Consider the following 21,719-nt stretch of genomic DNA (forward strand, 5'->3'; position numbering starts at 1 on the left):
ATGGCGCATGACTGGCTGATCCTCGCGGACGACCTCACCGGTGCCGCTGACTGCGCCATCGCCTTCGGGCGGCGGGGACGCGCGGCGGCGGTGATGTGGGAAGACGTTGCCGACGCGTCGGATCACCAGTTGCCGGTTCTCGCTTATGACGCCGCGAGCCGGGGCCTGTCGGCCCCGGCCGCGGCCCGCCGCCACGCCGACGTGTTGGCGCGCCTCGCCGAGCCCGGTCGCATCCTGTTCAAGAAGATCGACTCGACGCTGCGCGGGCAGCCGGCCGCAGAGATCGTGTCTGCGCTGACGCATCTGAAGGCGCAGTCCGGCCCCGCCTTCGGCGTGTTCGCGCCGGCCTTTCCGGCCACCGGTCGCACCACGATCGACGGACGGATTCACGTCAAGGGCCGCCCGCTCGAAGAAGCCGAAGTCTGGGTGCGCGAGCACACTTATCCGTCCGCCCACCTCGTCGAGGTGCTGGCCACCGCCGGCATCCGCGGCGATCATGTTTCGCTGGCGACCATTCGCGGCCCCGACCTCAGGGCCACCTTTGCCAAACTCGCCGCCGAAGGCGACGTCGTTGCGGCCTGCGACGCCGAGACCGACCACGATCTGCATCTCATCGCGGAAGCCAGCCTGCAGGCCTCGCCCTCGACCTTCTTCATCGGCAGTGCCGGCTTGGCGCATGCGCTGGCTGGCCTCGATGCCGACACCGATGTCGAACCGCTGCGCATTCCGACCAGCAAGCTTGGCACGCTGATCGTCGTCGGCTCGCTGGCCGGCGCGTCGCGCGCCGCGGCGCGCGAACTGGCGGCGACCGGCACCGTCGAGCATTTCCCGGTCACGCCGGATACCTTGCTCGGTGAAGGCGCTGACCGCGACCGGCTTGCGGCCGCCGTGAAGCTGCGGCTGTTGACCGGCGGCGATGCGCTGGTCGAGATCACGATGGACGAAAAGCCGGACATGTCGCTGGGCGCGCAGCTGTCGCAGGGCCTCGCCGACGTGCTGGCACCGGTGGCGCCTTCGATCGGCGCCTTTGCCGCGACCGGCGGCGAGACTGCCGCAGCATTGCTGTCGCGCTTCGGCGTCAACGGCATTCGCCTCGCCGACGAGATCGAGCCCGGCGTGTCGCTCGGCCTGACGCTCGGCGCCCTGTCCGTTCCGATTGCCACCAAAGCGGGGGCGTTTGGTGATGAACTCAGCCTGATCCGCATTGCCGAACGGCTCCGCGCCGTTCGAACCAAAGGAAGCTTCTCATGACCCGTCCCACCATTGCGATCACCATGGGCGACCCGGCCGGCATCGGTCCCGAGGTCATCATGAAGGCGCTGGCGCAGCCTTACGCCAACGAGATCTGCAATCCGCTGGTGGTGGGCGACGCCGGCCGGTTGCGCAAGGCGGCCAAGGCTGTCGGCATCGCGCTGGAGGTCGACGCGCTGGCGAAAGCCGAGGATGCGAATTTCGGCGCCACCGCCGTGCAGTGCCTCGATCTGAAGAACGTGCCGGACGATCTGCCGTTCGGCCAGATGTCGCCGGTCGCCGGCGACGCCGCCTATCGCTACATCGAGAAGGCCGTCGAGGTCGTGCAGTCGGGTTTTGCGCAGGCGATCTGCACTGCGCCGCTCTCCAAGGAAGCGCTGCATGCCGCCGGCCACAAATATCCCGGCCACACTGAACTTCTGGCGCACCTCACCGGCACCAAGGAAGTGTCGATGATGCTGGTTACGCCGAAGCTTCGCGTCATCCACGTCACCACCCACATCGGCCTGATCGATGCGATCCGGAAGATCGAGCCGGGTCTTGTCGAGCGCGTCATCACACGCGGCCATGACGTGCTGATCAAGGCGGGCATCGCCAATCCGAAGATCGGCGTCTGCGCCATCAATCCCCATGCCGGCGAGAACGGTCTGTTCGGGCAGGGCGAGGAAGCCGAGAAGATCACGCCGGCCGTCGAGGCCTGCAAGGCCAAGGGCTGGGACGTGCAAGGTCCGCTGCCTGCCGACACGCTGTTCTTCCTGGCCGGCCGGGGCGACTACGACATGGTGGTCGCGATGTATCACGATCAGGGCCATGGTCCGGTCAAGGTGCTGGGCCTGGAATCCGGCGTCAACATCACCGTCGGCCTGCCGATGATCCGCACCTCGGTCGATCACGGCACCGCCTTCGACATCGCCGGCAAGGGCATCGCCGACGAGCGCAGCCTGATCGAGGCGCTGCGCCAGGCCGTGGATCTCGCGCCGAAAGCCGGTCTGGCGGCGTAAGTTTTCACTGTCATTCCGGGGCGCGCGCTCTTGCGCGCGAACCCGGAATCCCGTTGTGCTCTATCCAGATCGAGATTCCGGGTTCGCCGACGCGAAGGCGCGCCGGCGCCCCCGAACGACGAGTGTTGCAGGGGCGAGTCCGATGTCGATGCGCAGCAAGGAACGTCACGCCCGTCTGCTGGAAGCGCTGAACGCCGGCGAGATCGACGTCGACGATCTGGCGCGCCGCTTCGATGTTTCCGCCTCCACCGTGCGGCGCGACCTGCAGCATCTGTCCCGCAACAACGCCGTGCTCCGCACCTATGGCGGCGCCATTCTCACCGGGCCTGCGGCCGAGACCACGCTCGAGCAGCGCCTCGCCGTGCAGGGCAAGCAGAAGCAGGCTATCGCATGTGCCGCCGCGGAGTTGATCCGGGATGGCGACACGCTGATCCTCGATGCCGGCTCGACGGTGGCGGCGTTCGGCCGCCTGCTGCTGCAGCGCCGGCTGCGCGTCATCACCAATAATCTGGCGCTGCTGCCTTTTCTCGCCAAGGCGCCTTCGATCGACCTCGTGGTGTTGGGCGGCGCGCTGCGCACCACCAGCATGAGCACGATGGGGCCGCTGGCGCACGACGCGCTGCGCCGCATGACGGCGGACCGCGCCATCATGAGCGCCGACGGCGTGGTGTCAGGCCGCGGCCTGTGCGAGGCCGACCTCGAACAGGTCGCGCTGAAGTCGCTGATGATGGAGCAGGCCAAGGACGTCATCGTGCTGGCCGACGCGGGCAAGCTCGGCCGCGCCGAGCAATCCGCCTGGGCACCGCTGCCGCCGCGATGGACGCTGGTGACGGATGCCGGCGCTTCGGACGAGCAGCGCCAGCGCCTCACGGACGCCGGCGCGCGCGTGATCGTGGCGGGTGGACGATAGAAGCTATTTCCTTGCTAGCACCGTCATCACCAGCTGCTCGGCGTAGCCCTTCGTCAGCGCCCGGAATCCGAACACGTATTGATAGAACAGCGTGCCGTAGATCCGGTCGTAGAGGTCGCCCGCGGATTCGGATGCCACAATGCTGTCATCCCGCTGCCCGGCTTTGATGATCTGGATCGCAACGTCGCGACGGATCGCCAGATACCGTTCCGAAAAGATCTTCGCCGAGCCGGTGCCGGCGATGCATTCGGCGATCACCGCGAGCTGAACCTTGCCGAAGTCGCCGTTCAGCGCCTTGACGTAAGCAGCTGCATGTTTCCGCATCCGCGCGAGGGGATCGCCGGTCTCGGGCAACGGCAGCATCGACGCGGCCTGCCGCAAAAAGGCATCGATCAGCAGCGCCTCGCGCGACGGCCACCATTTGTAGATCGTCATTTTCGAGACGCCGCAATCGCGGGCGATGGCGTCGATGCTGGCTGCGGCCAGGCCCTGCGACGCCATGATGCGATAGGCGCTCTCGAGGATGACGTGTTCGGTCTCGGCCGAGCGAGGCCGGCCGCGACGCGCGGGCTTGCCATCCACCGTCGGCATCATCGCTGCCGTTACGACGCCGGCTGCCGGGCGCGGCGAAACCACGCCAGCGTCTCGCGCGTCACCGCGAGATAGCCGCGGCCGCGATGTTCGATGCGGTTATCGACGATCGCGTTGAGCTTCGGCAGCGCATGGAACGGGACGGAGGGATAGGCATGGTGCTCGACATGGAACGGCATGTTCCAGGTGAACCACTTCATCAGCCGCCCGGTATAGGTCGTCCGCGTGTTCTCGAAGGCGCTTCTGGTGTGGTCGCAGCCGGTGTGTTCGGCGAACAGATAAGGCCGCAGGAACCACTGGCCGACCACCAGCGGCAACAGCCAGACCCACAGCAGTACCGTCGAGGACAGCGCGGTCGAGCCGGCCAGCAGCACCACATAGACCAGCGCATAGAGACGCGCCTCGCGCAGCACCAGCGCGCGCCTGTTCTCGGGAATCCACGGCACCACCACCTGGCCTGTGAGCGCGTGGCGGAACATCAGGCGGACGCGCTTGAACAGATAGACGATGCCGGAATAGGCGATCGCCAGCTGGGTGTCGGAGGTCGGCACCGTCGCGAACATCAGCTCGGGATCGCGTTCCGGATCCTGAGTGAAGCGGTGGTGGTCCCAGTGAAACAGCGTGTAGTATTCCAGCGGATACATGATGGTCAGCGACGCCGCGTGACCGAGCACGCTGTTCAGCCAGCGCGTCCGGAACACGGTCTTGTGCGCGGCTTCATGGACCGGCATGAACAGAAAGGCGACGAGGTAGCCCTGGATCAGGATCAGCGGAATGGTGAACAGAACGCCGTAGTGGTTCAGCACCATCCACAGCAGCGTGCCGGCGAGCGCGATCGCGCCGAAATGCGACAGCGATCGCACCGCGCCCGGCAGGTTCGACTTCATCGACAGTTCCTTGAGTTGCGCCGGGGTGAGGGTGCGTCCCTGCGGGATGTCGTGGGCATGCATGGTCATGGCGAAGCTCCCGAGATCAGTCGTTCAGAAAGGCTGCGATGGTCGTGTTGATAAAGGCGCGGTCGGCCGGGATCAGCGCCGGGTTGCCGGCGCGGTGGCCGTACAGTGACGGGATCGGCTTCAGCTCGGCTGAGCGGGCATTGACGAGCTGCGGCAGCTCGGCCGCGTTGTCCTGAACCTGGAAATAGCAGTCGGTCTGGCCCGGCATCAGCAGCATGCGCGTGGTGATCGCCGCCAGTGCCTTGGGAAGATCGCCGCCGAACGAGGCATGGTGGCTGATGTCGCCGCGCTGCCAGATCCCGATCTGCGCCAGCAGGTCGTTGGCATCGCGCCGCGCAAAGGCGCCGTCCCATGACCGCGCCAGAAAATCCTCCAGCGAGGCGAAGCCGAGTTCGCGCCACAACTCGTCGCGGTAGAATCCGTGCGACATCGCCCAGCCGGCATAGACCCGGCCCATCGCGCGCATGCCCGCGACCGGCTGCGCGATGAAGCGGCCATCGACGAACGCGGGATCTGCCGTCAGGGCCGCTTTCACACCTTCCAGGAAGACGTGGTTGAACGGCGAGCATTTCGCGCTGCCGCAGACCACGGCGGCGCGCTGCACCATCTCGGGATAGGCGGCAGCCCAGTGATAGGCCTGCATGCCGCCCATCGACCAGCCATAGACCAGCGCGATCGTCGAGATGCCGAACTGCTCGGTCAACAGCCGGTGCTGCACCGACACTGCGTCGTAATAGCTGACGGTCGGGAACGGCTGCTGGGGCAAGTTGGACGGCGACGACGACAGCCCGTTGCCGAACAGGTTCGGGATCACGATGAAATAGCGCTCGGGGTCCAGCGCGCCGCCGGGCGACACCAGCCACTCGGTGTCAAAATGCTGCGCGCTGAACGACGTCGGATAGACGATGACATTGTCTTTCGCGGCATTGAGGCGGCCATAGGTCTTGTACGCCAGCCGCATGCTGGGAAAGACCTGGCCGGACTGCAGCGTCACGTCGCCGGCGTCGAAGGTCTCGTAGTCGATTGGCAAGGTCATGCGAATATCCACGGCCGCGGGGCATAATTAGTGGATATTTTGTACAGTTATTGGCTGGCGGCGCAATGACAAATTGACGCCGAACGGCGCAAATAGCGGGCAGGGTATTGCCCGTTATCTGCGTCGTGGCAGGGCGACCCAGGCCCTGAAGACTAGGTCTGACTGTTGTAGTAGTGCGGCATCGAGCCCGGCGACAAAGCCTCGTTGGAGCGCCGGCCGAGGAAGAACAGGCCGCTGGCGGCGTCCGCCTTGGCGCGGCCCGTGCTGAAGCCGTCGAGAAACCGCAGCCAGAAAAAGGGCAGGGCGGCAATGCGCGATGCGCCGTCGCCGACGCCGAGCGTGCGGAACAGGTAGCGGATCGACCACAGCAGCGAGACGCCGCCGCCCGTCACCGGGCCCGCGCTGATCTCCGAGAAATTCCGGAACAGCCAGCGATGGCCGCTCTGCGTGAACCTCGTGAAATCGTAGGCGCGTTCGTGAACCTGCTGCATGAACGGCGTTTCGGCATAGACCAGGCCGTCCTCGCGCAGCACGCGGTGGATTTCCGACACGACCTCGGCCGGCTCGAGCACGTGTTCCAGCACCGCCTGGATCCAGACGCCGTCGAATGAGCCATCGACGAAGGGCAGCTTGTGCGCATCGGCGACCAGCACGGTATTGGGCGATGAAAATACGTCGGTGCCGACGACGTCGAGCGACGGATTGGCGTAGAGAGCATCGGCGCCCGAGCCGATCTTGGCGCCGCCGACCACCAGAATGCGTGGCCGGGCGGATTGCTCGTCGGCCAGCGCAACGAATTTTTTGCAGTTCTCCGCCGCGACCGGGTTTTCTCCGAATGTGAAGCGGTGCAATCGCGATCCTATCGACTCGCCTTGCACGTCGCGGTCCAGTACCGAGTTGCTATCGCCGTCGTACAGGCTTCGTTCGAAGATGCTGGCGCCGAAGTCGATCAGCACCTTCTGCCCGTCGACGACCGGGAATCCCGCGGAGGCGTATTTACACTCGGGATTCGAGCAGCGGTGCTCTCTTTCGCGGCTGAAGAGCGCGGACCTGCAGCGCGGACAACAGGTGATGTCATCCAGAGCAGCAACTTCCGGTCTTGTGGTTTTCGATGGTGGCTTGGTCATTTATCCCGATCAGCAGCCGGAGAAACGATGCGGACGACCGGTCGAAGGTCGTGAGGTTGCGTCCGGTGAAAACTTGTCCTGGATCAAGTCGCGTGTTGCGCGAGGATTTATCCTCAATCACGGCGGTGGCTGTTGTGTGGTGTCCGCGTGGCAGGCACGCGTTCGCGCCGCCGGGGTGCGTCACTTCCGCGCCATTGTTGGGTGAGCCATTGTGTATAGAGTCGGGATGAAACTTGCGGTTCGCTCTCCGGACCGTGAGGGCGGGCGAGGCCGGAGCGGGCGCGCTGGCGCCGAAAGAGAAATGCAATGGCACTGAAGTCCCTGGTTGTCTTCGTCGATCCCACGCCCGAGGGCGAGGCGCGGGCGCGCTATGCGATCAAGCTTGCCGTGCAGCACGACGCGCATCTGATCGGCGTGTTCATTTCCGCCACCGCCTGGAGCCGCAATTCGGCCGATGGCTTCGTCAGGGGGCCGGCCGCGATTCGGGAAATGGTCGAGCGGCACAATGTCCAGGAGACGGACGCTGCGGCTGCCGCACTGAAGAGTTTCGAAACGCTGGCCGGGCGCGAGCAACTGAGCCACGAATTCCGGCTGATCAAGGAAGCCGATGCCAAGGAAGTGGTGCAACTGCACTCGCTGCATACCGATCTGGTGGTCTCCGGCCATCCCTCGCCGGGCGACATGCCGGCGATGGATTCGGTCGATGCGATGCTGATGGCCACGGGGGTTCCGTTTCTGGTGGTTCCCGATGGCTGGCAGAGCAATGAGGTTGCCACTAACATCCTGTTCGCCTGGAACGCCAGCCGCGAGGCGAGGCGTGCGATCACCGATTCGCTGCCGCTGCTGAGCCATGCGAAGTCGGTCGCCGTCGTCGTGATCGATCCTCAAAAGAACGCCGCGCACGGCGAACAGCCTGGCGCCGATGTGGCGCATTACCTGAGCCGGCACGGGGTCAACGTTCGCGTCGAACAGCGGCAGTCCAACGGCGCACCGGTGGCCGAGGTGTTGCGCACGTTCGCTGTGGAGGATGGGTCGGACCTGATCGTGCTCGGTGCCTACAGCCATGCCCGGACCCGGGAATTCATTTTCGGCGGCGTCACCCGCTCGCTGCTGAAGAAGGTGACCATTCCGATGCTGCTGGCGCATTAGCCCAGGCTCTGGCGCCCGCCCTTGAAGCTGAAACTGGACCACCTCTCCCCGCTGGGAGAGGTCGACCGGCGAAGCCGGGCGGGTGAGGGGGGCTCGGACCTGTCGATGGCGCCGCGGCCCCTCACCCGGCGCTGCGCGCCGACCTCTCCCCGCTGGGGAGAGGTGAAGAAATATCAGCAGCAGGGCGGATCGGCGAGGTGGTGCTGCGCGATGGCGCGGTTCAGCGCGTCGAGCGCCGGCGCCAGCTGCCTGTTGGCGGAGAGGCCGGCGCGCATCTGCCCCAGCACTTCGCGGCGTGCCGCGGGAAGGTCGATGCCGGTGACGCAATGGTTTTTGACCACGTTGCGGCCGCCGACAATCAGTTCCGCGATGTGGCGTGCCGTGCCGCGCGAGAACAAGAGATCGACTGGATCGGGCTCGGTCAGCAGCGCGTCATCGTCGAGCGCAGCCCAGTCGAGCAGCAGCATGTCGGCCGCAGCACCGGCGGTGAGGGCGCCGCTGTCGCGGATATTGGTCACCGCAAAGCGGCCATTGGCGACGGCGCCGTCCAGCGCCCGGTGCCGGCTGGCATGTTCGAAGCCGGTGCCGGCATACATCAGGTAAGACAGCCGCAATTCACGCAAGGCATCGTCATCATCATCCAGCGCCTTGCTGTCGATCCCCAGCGCCACGTTGCAGCCGGCCGCCCGCATCTTTTGCGCCGGCGCGATGCCGGAATGCAGATGCAGGTTCGAGCTGGTGTTGACCGAAATGGTGACGCCGCGCTCCGCCAGCAGTTCGAGTTCGTCGGGCCTTGCCCAGACACAATGCGCCAGCGTCAGCCGCGGTGACAGCAGGCCGATCTCGTCGAGCATGGTGACGACCCCGCCGGGATAGTTGGCGTCGGCCCATTGCCGCTGGTACTTGGTTTCCAGGAGATGCATGTGGATGCGCCGCCCGTTGCGCCCGGAGGCTTCCGCGACCGCGCGCAACAGCGCGTCGCTGCACCACTGCACGCCGTTCGGACCATATTGCACGTCGAAGCCGGGACCGGCGGACGCCGCGGCGACGTCATCGACCAGTCTGATATAGTCCTGCGGCGCCAGCGGCGGGCGGATGAAGCGCGCCTCGATCTCTGCTCGCATGGCTGCGGGCAGGGCGGCAAGGATCGGCTCCGACGGGCCGTAGACCAGCGGGTTGCGGTCCTTCATCGACACCGCAAAGCCGGCGCGAATGCCGACATCGCGCGCGGCGCGCGCCACTCCCGCGGCCTCGGTCGGCAGGTCGGTGAAGCCCTGCGCCCGCGTGTAATGGTTCATGATGGTGCCGGCGCCGCCCAGCGCGCCATTGGCGAAACTCATGCAGGCCGCAAGATAGGGATCGACAGCCGGGAACAGCGCCAGATAGTGGATCCAGGATTCCAGCGGCTTGGCATCGGCCCCGATCGAAGAGGTGCGGATGGCGCGGCCGTGGTCATGTGCATTGACCAGCGCCGGCATCGCCAGCAGCTTCTCGACCGTTGCCTGAGCCGAGGGATCGATCGACGCGATCTTGCCCGCCGCGATATGGATCGTCTGCGCGCCGGCCAGCGGCCCGTGGGGGCCGATGACATGCGCGCAGTGGATGGTGCGGGTCGCGTCCATTACGGCGCGATGGTCGGAGGCACGCGGTCGGCCCTGGCCGGCAGGAACGAGCGGTCGAATATCTTGCCGACGTCGGGCTTGTTCGGCAGTTCGAACGAGGTCGCGATGGTTGAGATCGACGAGGTCAGCTTCTTGTCGCTGAGATCGCCGAGGCCGAGCTCACGCACCTCCGGCGTGTCGATCAGGTTCTTGTAGACATAGAGCAGGCGGCGCTTCTCGAGGTCCTTCTTGATCAGCGGCTCGACCTCGGCCAGCACGTCGGTCGCGGCGTCGGGGTTCTGCACGGTCTTCTTCAGCGCGCGGTTGATCGCGCGCAACAGGCCGTTCACCGCCTCGGGATGTTCCTTCGCCAGCTTCTGCGACACCATCACGCCGTTGGAATAGAGATCGAGGCCGAGGTCCGAATAATACAGCCAGCGGAAATCCTTGTCCGGGTCGAGCTTCATCGCCACGAAATTGAGATAGCTGGTCGTCGAGAAAACCGCGGAGGCATCGACCTGGCCCTGTAGCAGGATCTGCTCCTGCAGCGCCGGCGTCACCTGGGTGATGTTGATCTTGCTGTAATCGACGCTGTTGGTCTTGGCGAGCAGCGGCAGCAGCTTGACCGCCGCACCTCCGGCCGGGGTACCAAGCCTGGCGCCTTCGAGGTCCTTCAGCGTCTTGATCGGGCCATCGGCCTTCACCACCAGCGCGAACGGCGCCTTGTTGTTGATCATGTAGACCATCACCGGCGCGTCGGCGGGCTTGGTCGCGGCGTTCTGGATGATGGCGTTGATGTCGCCGAAGCCGTCGTCATAGGCGCCGGACATGATGCGCGTCACGGTGACCGCCGAGCCTTCGCCCTGGTCGATGGTGACGTCGAGGTTCTCCGCGGCGAAATAGCCCTTGGCCTTGGCCCAGTAGTACCAGTCGTGCAGGCCCTGCAGTTTCCAGTCCAGGGTAAATCTGATCGTCACCGGCTCGGCGGCCGAAGCAGCCGCGGCCAGCGGAAGGATCAGACAACTCGCCAGGGCGAAGGACTTCAGAAGTCGGCGCATGCTCGCAGGTCTGCATATGCACGGGCTTGTCGGTCGCCAGCTTGGGTCTTCGCAGTGCGGCGTTCAACCGCCAAGAAGTGCATGCAGCGGTGCCGAAACGGCCTCACCGGTCAGAGCCATTTCGGCACCTCGGTGCGCTCGAAGGACCGCAGTCTGTCGAGCAGGGGCGCAGCGTTCGGATCCACGCAGATCGAATGGCGGTGCGCCGGCGGCAGGAATCTGGTTTCGACCATATGGTCGATGAATGTCAGGAACGGCGCGAAGAAGCCGTCGATATCGAGCAGGCCGACCGGCTTGTCGATCTCGGAGAGCTGGTTCATCGTCCAGACCTCCATCATCTCCTCCATCGTGCCGATGCCGCCCGGCATCGCGATGAAGGCGTCGGCCAGCTCGGTCATCCGCTCCTTGCGGTTGCGTAAGGATACAACCCTCTCGCTGCGCGTCAGGCCGGCGTGGGAATGACCGCGCGCATGCAGCCGCTCGGTGATCACGCCATGCACGCTGCCGCCATGGCTCAGCACGGTATCCGCGACAATGCCCATCAGCCCCTTGGTGGTGCCGCCATAGACCAGCGTGATGTTTTCCCGCGCCAGCGCGGTGCCGAGCTGCCGCGCGCCCTCGGCGTAAGCCTCGGAGCCGCCGAAGTTGGAGCCGCAGAACACGGCGATGGAATTGATCTGGCGGAGGGGCATGGGATTAGTCCTTCGTGATCTGGCGCTGCTGCCAGTGCTCCCCTCCCCCTTGCAGGGAGGGGTCGGGGGTGGGGGTGCCACAAGCGACGCGGCCCGCGGCTACCCCCCTCCCCGACCCTCCCCCGCAAGGGGGAGGGAGCTGATAGCACATGCCCTGATTGCTTAATTCGACAGTGACCGTCCAAAGCTCAGCCAACCCGATCGAGCAATTCCCGCGAAATCATCGCATGGATGCCCTTGCTGCGGTTGACGACCTGCGTCACGCGCAAATCGACAGCAAGGCTGCAAAGTCGGTAGGCGTCGTCCGCGGTAATGCCGGTGCGCGCAACAATCAGCCGGATCATCCGCTGCAAGGCGACCTGCATCGCGATGTCCAGATCCTCGTCGAACGCCATGGTGATCGCATGCGTCGGCGTTTCCGCCCATGGCGCGTCGAGATTGGCATTCTTGACCAGGTCGATCTTGAAGGTGCCGGTCAGCCCGGTCTCGACGGCAGTCAGGCAGACCTCGCCGTCGCCCTGCGCGCCGTGGCCGTCGCCGGCCGAGAACAGTCCGCCTTCGACGGCGACCGGCAGATACAACACCGCGCCGGCGCCGAGTTCCTTGTTGTCGAGATTGCCGCCGAACGAACTCGGCATCACCGAGCTGACGCGGCCGACCTCTGGCGCGGGCGCCACGCCCATCACGCCGAAGAACGGGGTAGCCTTCAGCACCATGCCCCACGGCGTGGCGATCGTGCCGGCCGCGCGGTCGATGCCGAGATGAATCAGCCGCTCGTAGGGGAAGTCCTCAGGCAGCGCGCCCATGCCGGGCTTGATGATGTTGAAGCCCCAGTCGTCGGCCAGTTGCACATCGACGATCTCGACGCGCAGCGCGTCGCCGGGCATTGCGCCACGGATGGCGACGGGGCCGGTCAGGATATGCGGTCCCAGCTCCGGCTTCACGGCCGCCTGGATGGCGCGCAGTTCGGGGCGCACGTGATACGGGCTGCCGTCGCGTGGCGCTTCGGCGACGCCGCCGCTGACGCTGTTAAGCGTGAAGGTTTCGCCGGGCTCGACGGTGGCGAGGGGCTTCAGGGCTGCGTCGAAGTAGCCCCAGTGGATCGTGTCGGGTGAAGGCTGAATCTGTTTCATGGGATCAGGCTAGCCGCCGGCCGCGAAATTGTCACTGCGCACCGCCCAGCCGGTGACGCGAGATGTTCGTACGCTATCCGCAGCCAGATTGCCGACGCCGAGCGGATGAAATCGCAGGTCGGGGATCTGCGCGGGCTGCGGCGCGGGCCGATCCAGATTGCCTGCAGCCAGGCGCTGGCGTTCGACCTTCTGGCCTCGCAGGTCGCAGCGTTTCAAAGGCAGCATCCGAAGGTGGTGTTCGATTGCAAGGTGGCGATCTCGGCCTTGGCCTGGTCGGCCGCCCGGTCGATAGCCGCGACGTGCCCGCCGCCGATCTCGTGCTGTGCCAGTTGCGCGGCCGTGGCCTGTCGGTGGCGGCGGCGATGTTTGCGGAAACGCTGGGCAAAAGCATGCAGGCGATGAGACCGGCGGGGTAAGGGTTGTGGCTCCTATCAGACGGCCTGCTGCTGGCTCGCCAACAGCGCCACGCAGTCGCGCGCGATCGTCGTCTCTTCGCTGGTCGGGATGATGCGCACCTCGATCTTGCTATTCGAAACGGAAATGACGTCAGCACCGGCATCATTGGCTGCACGATCCATTTCGATCCCGAACCAGCCAAGCCTTGCGCAGATGCGTTCGCGGATTTCCCGGCTGTGCTCGCCGATGCCGCCGGTGAATACCAGACACTCTAGCCCGCCGAGGCTGACGGCCATCGCCGCGATTTCCTTGGCGGCGCGCTCGACGAACAGATCGACCGCCTCGATCGCATGCGGCTCGGGGCTCGCGACCAGCACGCGCATGTCGGCGGACAGGCCGGACACGCCGAGCAGGCCGGACTCGTTGTACAGCATCCGCTCCAATTCGGCCGCCGACATGCCCTGCTGGCGTTGCAGATACAAAAGCACGCCGGGATCGATCGCGCCGCAGCGCGTGCCCATCACCAGCCCGTCGAGTGCGGTGAGGCCCATCGTGGTATCGATACTGCGGCCATCCCGCATCGCGCACAGGCTGGAGCCACTGCCGAGATGCGCGACCACGGTGCGCTTGGCCGCTAGCTTCGGCGAAATCTCGGCGAGGCGATGGGCGATGAACTGATAGGACAGGCCGTGGAAGCCGTAGCGGCGGATTCCCATCGCGTCGTATTTGCGGGGAATTGCGAAGCGGCGCACCAGCGGGCCGAGGTCGTGGTGAAACGCGGTGTCGAAACAGGCGATCTGCGGCAGCTCCGGTCGCAGCGCCAGCAGCGGCTTGATCGGTTGCAAGCTGCGCGGCTGGTGCAGCGGCGCCAGCGGGGTCAGGGCATGTAGCGCCGACAGCACATCTTCATCGATCAGCACCGGCGCAACGAAGTGCGGCCCGCCATGCACGACGCGATGGCCGATCGCGATCAACTCGTCGCAAGCCAGATAGCCGTCGACCCAGCGCAAGATGTCGTCGAGCAGCCCGGTCTCGTCTCCGCGGTCGGGCTGTTGCTTGTCGAACAGCACCTCGCCGTCGCTGGCCTTGATGGTCAGTTGCGGCGTGGCGTCGTGTTCGTCGAGCAGGCCTTTGCACAATAGTCGCGGACCGTCCGGTGCGATCTCGAACAGCCCGAACTTGATGGTGCTCGAACCGGCGTTCAGGACCAGGATGGCATCGGACATGCCGCGTCAGTCTCCGGCTTCGGCGGCCGTGCCGTAGGGCCAGCCCCAGTCACGGATCTCCGGCATGTCCTCGCCGTGGGCGCGGACATAGCGGGTGTGCTGGATCAGCTTGTCGCGGAATTGCTGCTTGACCGCGGCGGAAGTAACGCCGAGGCCGGGCACGCGTTCGAGGACGTCGATGGCGAGGTGATAGCGATCGAGCCGGTTCAGCACCACCATGTCGAACGGCGTCGTCGTGGTGCCCTCCTCCTCGAAGCCGTGCACATGCATGCACGCATGGTTGTTGCGGCTGTAGGTCAGCCGGTGGATCAGATGCGGGTAGCCGTGGAACGCGAAGATCACAGGCTTGTCGCGGGTGAACATGTCGTCGAACTCGCGGTCGCCGAGGCCATGCGGATGTTCGGTGTCCGGCTGTAGCGTCATCAGGTCGACGACGTTGATGACGCGGATGTTCAGGTCCGGGATCACCTGCCGCAGCAGGTCCACGGCGGCCAGCGTTTCCAGCGTCGGCACGTCGCCGCAGCACGCCATCACCACGTCGGGCTCATTGGCGGCGCGTTCGGTGCCCGCCCACGGCCAGATGCCGATGCCGGCGTCGCAATGGATCGCGGCCTGGTCCATCGTCAGCCATTGCGGGGAGGGCTGCTTGCCGGCGACGATGACGTTGATGCGGTCATAGGTGCGCAGCACGTGGTCGGTGATCCACAGCAGCGTGTTGGCGTCCGGCGGGAAATAGACGCGAACGATATCGGCTTTCTTGTTGGCGACCAGATCGACGAAGCCGGGGTCCTGATGGCTGAAGCCATTATGGTCCTGCCGCCAGACATGCGAGGTCAGGAGATAGTTGAACGAGGCGATCGGCCGCCGCCACGCCAGGCCGCGCGACACTTTCAGCCATTTGGCGTGCTGGTTGAACATCGAATCGACGATGTGGACGAAGGCCTCATAGCACGAGAACAGGCCGTGGCGGCCGGTCAGCAGATAGCCCTCCAGCCAGCCCTGGCACAGATGCTCGCTGAGCACTTCCATCACCCGGCCATCCTGCGCCAGATGCACGTCATAGGGCTCGATGCCCTCCATCCATTGTCGTTCGGTCGCCTCGAACACGGCGTCGAGCCGGTTCGATGCGGTCTCGTCGGGGCCCATGATGCGGAAGTTGCGCCGTTCGGCGTTCAGGACGATGACGTCGCGCAGGAACTTGCCCATCTCGCGGGTGGCTTCGCCGAGCACGCCTCCGGGCGTCGGCACGTCGATGGCGTAGGTGCGATAATCCGGCAGGATCAGTTCACGCTTCAGCGCGCCGCCATTGGCATGCGGGTTGGCACCCATCCGGCGGACGCCCTCCGGCGCCAGCGCCTGCAGTTCCGGGACGAGCCGGCCGGCCTCGTCGAACAGGTCTTCGGGGTGGTAGCTGCGCATCCATTCTTCCAGCAGCCGAAGATGTTCGGGATTGCCGCGCGGATTGCCGATCGGCACCTGGTGGGCGCGCCAGAATCCTTCGACCTTGAGACCGTCGACTTCCTTCGGTCCGGTCCAGCCTTTCGGGCTGCGCAACACAATCATCGGCCACTTCGGCCGCGCGGTGTTGCCGCCGTCGCGGGCGGCCTTGTGGATGTCGCGGATGAGCGCGAAGGCGATGTCCAGCGTCGCGGCCATCAATTGATGCATGATGGCCGGATCGCTGCCCTCGACGAACAGCGGCTCGTGACCGTAGCCCTCGAACAGTTTGCGCAATTCGTCGTCGGACATCCGCGCCAGCACGGTCGGATTGGCGATCTTGTAGCCGTTGAGATGCAGGATCGGCAGCACCGCGCCGTCGTGCACGGGATTGAGGAACTTGTTGGAATGCCACGACGCGGCCAGCGCGCCGGTCTCGGCCTCGCCGTCGCCGATCACGCAGGCGACGATCAGGTCGGGATTATCGAACGCCGCGCCATAGGCATGGACCAGCGCATAGCCGAGCTCGCCGCCCTCGCTGATCGAGCCCGGCGTCTCCGGCGCGGCGTGGCTGGGAATGCCACCGGGAAACGAGAACTGCCGGCACAGCTTCTGGATGCCCGCGGCGTCGCGGCTGATGTCGGGATAGATCTCGCTGTAGCTGCCCTCGAGATAGGTGTTCGCCACCATACCCGGCCCGCCATGCCCGGGTCCGCACACATAAAGGATGCTGAGATCGTCGGCCCGAATCGCGCGGTTCAGATGCGCGTAGATGAAATTAAGTCCGGGCGTGGTGCCCCAGTGGCCGAGCAGCCGCGGCTTGACATGGTCGCGTGTCAGCGGCTGGCGCAGCAAGGCGTTGTCGAGCAGATAGATTTGTCCGACCGACAGATAATTGGCGGCGCGCCAGTAGCGATCGATCAGGTCGAGTTCCGGATTGCTCAGGGTGGCAAAAGGAGGAGAAGCATCGAGCATGGGGGGCCTTTCACGTCGGACAAACACGCGCACCGTTGCTCTATGATACGCCATAGCGGCATACGTTCCGTGATGGCGGTGACGCTGATATGACGGTGCCCGACGCCTCAGCGTTGCATGCCACTGAGTCGCGCAATTGAGGCAGATCAATAGACGCCGCCGGGTCATATTGCGCATGGAGCAGCACTGTGCGCGAATGCCGCGCGCAGTGCTTCGAGGCCAAACTTCGCATGATTGAGGCTTGAAGGATGTCGACCTATCATCTGACCAATCTGCTGGCGCCGCATTCGGTTGCGCTGGTCGGCGGCAGTCCGCGGCCGGGATCGGTCGGGCAGGTGGTGCTTCGGAATATCCTGGAGGCGAAATTCGCCGGCAAATTGGGCGTCGTCAATCCGCACCACCGCGAAATCGCCGGCGTTGCCACCGTCCGCAGCCTAGCGGATCTGCCATTTGTGCCAGAGCTGCTGGTCATCACCGCGCCGGTGGCCGCGATTCCCGGAATTATCGAGGAGGCCGGCCAGCTCGGGGTGGCCGGTGCGCTGATGATCTCGGCGGGCCTGGGCGCGGGCGATGGCGCGCTGGCGGAGAAAGTCGAAGCCGTGGCGCGCCGCTATGGTATGCGGCTGATCGGGCCGCAAAGCATCGGCGTCATGATGCCAAACGCCAAGCTCAACGCCAGTTTCGCCGCCCATATGCCGCGCCCGGGAAATCTGGCGCTGATCTCGCAATCGGGCGCGATCGCCGCCGGCATGGTCGGCTGGGCGGCGCAGCGCTCGGTCGGCTTTTCCGGCATCGTGTCGATCGGCGACCAGCTCGACGTCGACATCGCCGACCTGCTCGATTACTTCGCGCTCGACGGCAAGACCCGCGCCATCCTGCTCTACATCGAATCCATCCAGGATGCCCGCAAGTTCATGTCGGCGGCGCGGGGTGCTGCACGCATCAAGCCGGTGATGGTCGTCAAGTCGGGGCGGCTGCTGTCGGGCGTGGTGGATGCGGCCACCCATACCGGCGCGCTGGCAGGCTCCGACGCGGTCTATGACGCGGCCTTTCGTCGCGCCGGCGTGTTGCGGGTGTCGGACCTGCGCGAATTGTTCGACTGCGCCGAGACGCTCGGCCGCATCAGCTCGCCCGCCGGCAAGCGCCTCGCGGTGCTGACCAATGGCGACGGCATCGGCATCCTGGCGATCGACCGGCTCAACCAGCTCGGCGGCACGCCTGCCGTGATATCGCCGGAGGCCCACGCCAAGCTCGATGCGGTGCTGCCGCATAGCTGGTCTGGCGCCGGGCCCGTCAACATCGTCGGCGACGCCAATGCCGAGCGCTATGTCGCGGCATTGGAAATCCTGCTCGCCGATCCCGGCAACGACGCCATTTTGGTGATGAATGTGGAGACCGCCATCGCCTCGGCCGAGGACATTGCGGGCGCCGTCACACGGGTGGTCAAGACCTATGTCGATGCCCATCGCGGTTTTGCCAAGCCGGTGCTCGCGGTGTGGGTCGGCGCCGCGCCGAAAATTCTGGCGATGCTGAGCGCTTCCGGCATTCCAAACTATCCGACCGGCGGCGACGCCGTGCGCGGCTTCATGCATCTGGTGCAGCACCGCGAACTGGTCGATGCGCTGGCGCAGGTGCCGCCGGCGATGCCGGAATCCTTCGTGCCCGATATCGACGCGGCGCGCGCGATCGTGGCCGGCGCGCTTCGCGACGACCGGCGCTGGCTCGATCCGGTCGAAGTGCGCGAATTGCTGCAGGCCTACGAGATTCCGATGATCGCGACCTTCATCGCCGGGGATGTCGAGGAAGCGGTACGCCATGCCGCGACGATCCTGGCCGATGGCGCGACCGTGGTGCTGAAGATCATGTCACGCGACATCGTGCATAAATCCGATGTCGGCGGCGTGGTGCTCAATCTGACCACCGTCGAGGCGGTGCGTCTGGCGGCGACTGACATTCTCGCCCGCGCCCGCGAACTGAATCCGGGGGCGCGGATCTCCGGCGTCATCGTGCAGCCGATGATGGTGCGGCCCAAGGCCCGCGAACTGATTCTCGGCTTCACCGACGATCCGATCTTCGGCACCGTGGTGGTGTTCGGCCGTGGCGGCACCGCGGTCGAGATCATCAACGACAAGGCGCTGGCGCTGCCGCCGCTCGACCTGCCGCTGGCGCGCGATCTGGTCGGCCGCACGCGGGTGTCGCGGCTGCTCAACGGCTATCGCGACGTGCCGCCCGTGCAGCCCGATGCGGTGCCGCTGGCGCTGGTGCGGCTGGCGCAGATGGCCGCCGACCTGCCGGAGATCCGCGAACTCGATATCAACCCGCTGCTGGTCGATGAGCATGGTGTGCTGGCGCTCGATGCCCGCGTGGTGATCGGCGCGGTACCGCGAAAATTCAGCGGCAAGGGCCCGGCCAATTTCGCGGTGCGGCCCTATCCCTCGCAATGGCAGCGTACCATCGAACTGAAAGATGGCTGGCGCATCTTCATTCGCCCGATCCGGCCCGAAGACGAGCCCGGCATCCACGAATTTCTGGCGCATGTCACCGACGAGGACCGCCGGCTGCGCTTCTTTGCGCCGATGAAACATTTCACCCATGAATTCATCGCGCGGCTGACGCAGCTCGATTACGCCCGCGCGATGGCCTTCGTCGCCTTCGATGCGGTCACCCATGAATTGGTCGGCGTGGTGCGGCTTCATTCCGACTCGCTCTATGCCAATGGCGAATATGCGGTGCTGCTGCGCTCGGACCTCAAGGGCCGCGGGCTCGGCTGGTCGCTGATGCAGATGATCATCGAATATGCGCGGTCGGAGGGGCTGACCCACGTCTCCGGCGAAGTGCTGCGGGAAAACACCACCATGCTGGCGATGTGCCGCGGCCTCGGCTTCGACGTGAAATCCAATCCGAACGAGCGCGATGTCTGCAACGTGACCCTGAAGCTCGATTCCGCGCCGGTGATGGAGTAATCGCCGGGAACCGGTCCGCCCAGCTTTCATGGTATCGTGAAATAAAACCGTTGGAAGACGCGGTCGCGACATATAAAGACGGCGGCAACGCATTTTCGATCGGGAAATTACCATGAATACGCGAATTCTAGCCACTTTGGCCGTGTCGGCGCTCGGCCTTGCTTCTGCGTGGATCGCTCCGGCGCGTGCCCAGGACGTCACGATCGGCGCCATCGAGATCCTGACCGGCCCGAACAGCCGCTATGGCTTCGCCATCCGCAACGGCCTCGATCTGGCGCTGGAAGAGGTCAACAAGACCGGCGTGCTCGGCGGCCGCAAGCTGGCGATCCAGTATGAAGACAGCGCCGGCAACAAGGACCAGGCGGTCAATGGCGCGCGCAAGCTGATCGGCATCACCAAGGTGCCGCTGATCATCGGCCCGACGCTGTCGAACGAGATGTTCGCCGCCGGTCCGGTCGCCAATGCGCAGAAGGTGCCGATTGTGGGCACCTCGACCACCGCCGCCGGCATCACCGCGATCGGGCCTTATGTGTATCGCACATCGCTGCCGGAAAGCGACGTGATCCCCGTCACGCTGAAGCGCGCGCAGGAAAAGTTCGGCATCAAGAAGGTTGCCGTGATGTATGCGAACGACGATGCGTTCAGCAAATCCGGCTACGATGTGTTCAAGGCCTCGCTGGACAAGATGGGCATCCAGATCCTGACCACCGAGACCTTCGGCTCCAAGGACAGCGATTTCTCGGCGCAGCTCACCAAGATCAAGAGCCTGAATCCTGACGCGATCGTGGTGTCGGCGCTGGTCGAGCCGGCCTCGGGCATCCTGCTCGGCGCCCGCGCCGTCGGCATCGATCCGAAGGTGCGCTTCATCGGCGGCAACGGCTTCAATTCGCCGAAGCTCGGCGACATCGCCGGCGAAGCCGCCGACGGCACGCTGGTTGGCAGCCCGTGGTTCATCGCCAAGGACGATGCGGCCAACACCAAGTTTGTCGCCGCCTATCGCGCCAAGTACAAGGACGATCCGGACCAGTTCGCCGCGCAAGCCTATGACACGCTGCACATCGTCGCCAACGCGATCAATACGGCGGGCGCGCCGGAGAGCGAGAAGATCAAGGCGGCGCTGCAGGCCACCAAGTATTCGGGCGTGATGGGTCCGTTCTCCTTCACCGACCAGCGCGATCCCGCGGACGCGTCCGGCGTCGTGGTGATCGAGATGAAGGCCGGCAAGTTCCAGATCCTCAAGTAACGGACGATCGAGACCGCGGCCGGTGCGCAAGCGCCGGCCGTCGTTTTGGCGGGCACTGATATGTTAGCGCAAATTCTCCAGCAGCTTCCCCAGCAGCTCGTCAACGGGCTGGTGCTGGGCTCGACCTACGCGCTGTTCGCGCTGGGCTTCACGCTGATGTTCGGCGTGCTAGGGGTCATCAACCTCACTTATGGTTTCTATTTCACCACGGGCGCGTTTCTGGCGCTGTACGGCACCAAGATGCTGGCGATGCCGATCTGGCTGGCGCTGCCCGCCGCGGCGGTGGTCACCGGCCTGCTCGCGATCGCGCTCGATACCATCCTGCTGACGCCGCTGCGTCGCAAGAAGGCGCCGGAGCTGTCGTCGCTGATGGTCACGCTCGGCGGCACGTTGTTGCTGTATTCGTCGATGACCGGCATTTTCGGCACCGAGATCCGCCGCCTGCCGCCGGCCATCATCAGCCACGCCGCGATCACCTTCGGCAGCGTCCGCATCAACCTGTCGCAGATCCTGATCGTCGTCACCACCGTGCTGATCGTCGGCGGTTTGCTCGCCGTGGTGCGCTTCACCCGCTTCGGCCTGTCGATGCGCTCGATGGCCGAGAACGGCGAAGCGGCCGAGCTGATGGGCGTCAATACGGATGCCGTGGTGCGGCTGGTGTCCTTCATCTCCGGCGCGCTCGGCGCCACCGCCGGCGTGTTGATCGGGCTGAACTTCAATGCCATCCAGCCCTATATGGGCGAGGCGATGATGCTGAAGGGCTTCGCGGTCATCATCATCGGCGGGCTCGGCGACATCAAGGGCGCGCTGATCGCGGGCGTGGTGATCGGCGTGCTCGAGGCGCTGACCGCCGGCTTCATCTCTTCCGAACTCAAGGACGCGGTCGCTTTCATCCTGTTGATCGCCACGCTCTGGTTCCGTCCGGTCGGCCTGTTCGGCCGTGCGCCGGTCAAGCGCGCCTGACGGAAAATCCC

At 65.5% G+C, this 21,719-nt stretch carries 20 protein-coding genes; 9 read left to right on the forward strand and 11 right to left on the reverse strand.

The genetic code is table 11. The features are described 5' to 3' along the window. The 3 genes from FIU28_RS07660 (at position 1) to FIU28_RS07670 (ending at position 3,162) form a co-directional block, all read left to right on the forward strand. Positions 1–1,251: a four-carbon acid sugar kinase family protein gene (locus FIU28_RS07660; protein WP_143572368.1), complete on the forward strand. Its 1,251-nt coding sequence runs from the start codon at positions 1–3 to the stop codon at positions 1,249–1,251. Further along, positions 1,248–2,252, forward strand: coding sequence for a 4-hydroxythreonine-4-phosphate dehydrogenase PdxA (gene pdxA, locus FIU28_RS07665; protein WP_143572369.1), 1,005 nt, complete (start codon positions 1,248–1,250; stop codon positions 2,250–2,252). Before FIU28_RS07660 ends, pdxA begins: the two co-directional genes overlap by 4 nt. 142 nt (positions 2,253–2,394) lie before the next feature. Then, positions 2,395–3,162, forward strand: coding sequence for a DeoR/GlpR family DNA-binding transcription regulator (locus FIU28_RS07670; protein ID WP_143572370.1), 768 nt, complete (start codon positions 2,395–2,397; stop codon positions 3,160–3,162). Between the two features lie 3 nt (positions 3,163–3,165). Here the strand turns inward: FIU28_RS07670 and FIU28_RS07675 are convergent, their stop codons facing one another. From FIU28_RS07675 to FIU28_RS07690, 4 genes are all read right to left on the reverse strand, one after another. Continuing rightward, complete coding sequence (locus tag FIU28_RS07675; protein ID WP_143576094.1) at positions 3,166–3,756, reverse strand: TetR/AcrR family transcriptional regulator; 591 nt, start codon at positions 3,754–3,756, stop codon at positions 3,166–3,168. 8 nt (positions 3,757–3,764) lie between these two features. Beyond that, positions 3,765–4,709 (reverse strand): fatty acid desaturase, encoded by a 945-nt coding sequence (locus tag FIU28_RS07680; protein WP_143572371.1) that lies wholly within the window; start codon positions 4,707–4,709, stop codon positions 3,765–3,767. Positions 4,710–4,725: 16 nt separating this feature from the next. Further along, positions 4,726–5,745, reverse strand: coding sequence for an alpha/beta fold hydrolase (locus FIU28_RS07685; protein WP_143572372.1), 1,020 nt, complete (start codon positions 5,743–5,745; stop codon positions 4,726–4,728). Between the two features lie 152 nt (positions 5,746–5,897). Next, the gene (locus tag FIU28_RS07690; RefSeq protein WP_246660909.1) at positions 5,898–6,701 is read right to left on the reverse strand and encodes a class I SAM-dependent methyltransferase; all 804 of its coding nucleotides are present in this window, start codon (positions 6,699–6,701) and stop codon (positions 5,898–5,900) included. Here FIU28_RS07690 and FIU28_RS26895 point away from each other — a divergent pair. Together FIU28_RS26895 and FIU28_RS07695 are read left to right on the forward strand one after the other, a co-directional pair. Further along, positions 6,676–7,077, forward strand: coding sequence for a hypothetical protein (locus FIU28_RS26895; protein ID WP_246660910.1), 402 nt, complete (start codon positions 6,676–6,678; stop codon positions 7,075–7,077). The two genes, FIU28_RS07690 and FIU28_RS26895, sit on opposite strands and share 26 nt — an antisense overlap. 101 nt (positions 7,078–7,178) lie before the next feature. Further along, positions 7,179–8,021, forward strand: coding sequence for a universal stress protein (locus FIU28_RS07695; protein WP_143572374.1), 843 nt, complete (start codon positions 7,179–7,181; stop codon positions 8,019–8,021). A gap of 173 nt (positions 8,022–8,194) precedes the next feature. Here the strand turns inward: FIU28_RS07695 and FIU28_RS07700 are convergent, their stop codons facing one another. The 5 genes from FIU28_RS07700 to FIU28_RS07720 all read right to left on the reverse strand — a co-directional run bounded on the left by FIU28_RS07700 (position 8,195) and on the right by FIU28_RS07720 (position 12,730). Then, positions 8,195–9,643: an amidohydrolase family protein gene (locus FIU28_RS07700; RefSeq protein WP_143572375.1), complete on the reverse strand. Its 1,449-nt coding sequence runs from the start codon at positions 9,641–9,643 to the stop codon at positions 8,195–8,197. After that, positions 9,643–10,680, reverse strand: a complete 1,038-nt coding sequence (locus tag FIU28_RS07705) for an ABC transporter substrate-binding protein (protein ID WP_143572376.1) — start codon at positions 10,678–10,680, stop codon at positions 9,643–9,645. The genes FIU28_RS07700 and FIU28_RS07705 overlap by 1 nt, the downstream gene beginning before the upstream one ends. A gap of 110 nt (positions 10,681–10,790) precedes the next feature. Further along, on the reverse strand, positions 10,791–11,372 hold the full coding sequence (locus tag FIU28_RS07710) for a TIGR00730 family Rossman fold protein (protein WP_143572377.1): 582 nt from the start codon (positions 11,370–11,372) through the stop codon (positions 10,791–10,793). Between the two features lie 188 nt (positions 11,373–11,560). Next, complete coding sequence (locus FIU28_RS07715) at positions 11,561–12,505, reverse strand: acetamidase/formamidase family protein (protein WP_143572378.1); 945 nt, start codon at positions 12,503–12,505, stop codon at positions 11,561–11,563. Between the two features lie 9 nt (positions 12,506–12,514). Then, entirely contained in the window at positions 12,515–12,730 is a 216-nt protein-coding gene (locus FIU28_RS07720) for a hypothetical protein (protein ID WP_143572379.1), read from the reverse strand. A 17-nt stretch (positions 12,731–12,747) separates the two neighbouring features. Between FIU28_RS07720 and FIU28_RS26355 the strand changes: the two genes are divergently transcribed. Continuing rightward, positions 12,748–12,921, forward strand: coding sequence for a hypothetical protein (locus tag FIU28_RS26355; protein WP_168202883.1), 174 nt, complete (start codon positions 12,748–12,750; stop codon positions 12,919–12,921). 15 nt (positions 12,922–12,936) lie between these two features. On the opposite strand, the gene FIU28_RS07725 is transcribed toward FIU28_RS26355, so the two are convergent. Further along, positions 12,937–14,127, reverse strand: coding sequence for an acetate/propionate family kinase (locus FIU28_RS07725; RefSeq protein WP_143572380.1), 1,191 nt, complete (start codon positions 14,125–14,127; stop codon positions 12,937–12,939). A 6-nt stretch (positions 14,128–14,133) separates the two neighbouring features. After that, positions 14,134–16,539, reverse strand: a complete 2,406-nt coding sequence (locus FIU28_RS07730) for a phosphoketolase family protein (protein ID WP_143572381.1) — start codon at positions 16,537–16,539, stop codon at positions 14,134–14,136. A gap of 248 nt (positions 16,540–16,787) precedes the next feature. On the opposite strand from FIU28_RS07730, the gene FIU28_RS07735 reads away from it, so the two are divergent. The 3 genes from FIU28_RS07735 (at position 16,788) to FIU28_RS07745 (ending at position 21,708) form a co-directional block, all read left to right on the forward strand. Next, positions 16,788–19,502 (forward strand): bifunctional acetate--CoA ligase family protein/GNAT family N-acetyltransferase, encoded by a 2,715-nt coding sequence (locus FIU28_RS07735; protein ID WP_143572382.1) that lies wholly within the window; start codon positions 16,788–16,790, stop codon positions 19,500–19,502. A gap of 112 nt (positions 19,503–19,614) precedes the next feature. Then, positions 19,615–20,745, forward strand: a complete 1,131-nt coding sequence (locus tag FIU28_RS07740) for an ABC transporter substrate-binding protein (protein ID WP_143572383.1) — start codon at positions 19,615–19,617, stop codon at positions 20,743–20,745. 60 nt (positions 20,746–20,805) lie between these two features. Then, complete coding sequence (locus FIU28_RS07745; protein ID WP_143572384.1) at positions 20,806–21,708, forward strand: branched-chain amino acid ABC transporter permease; 903 nt, start codon at positions 20,806–20,808, stop codon at positions 21,706–21,708. Positions 21,709–21,719: the final 11 nt, after the last annotated feature.

Source organism: Tardiphaga sp. vice154, from assembly GCF_007018645.1.
Taxonomy (GTDB): domain Bacteria; phylum Pseudomonadota; class Alphaproteobacteria; order Rhizobiales; family Xanthobacteraceae; genus Tardiphaga.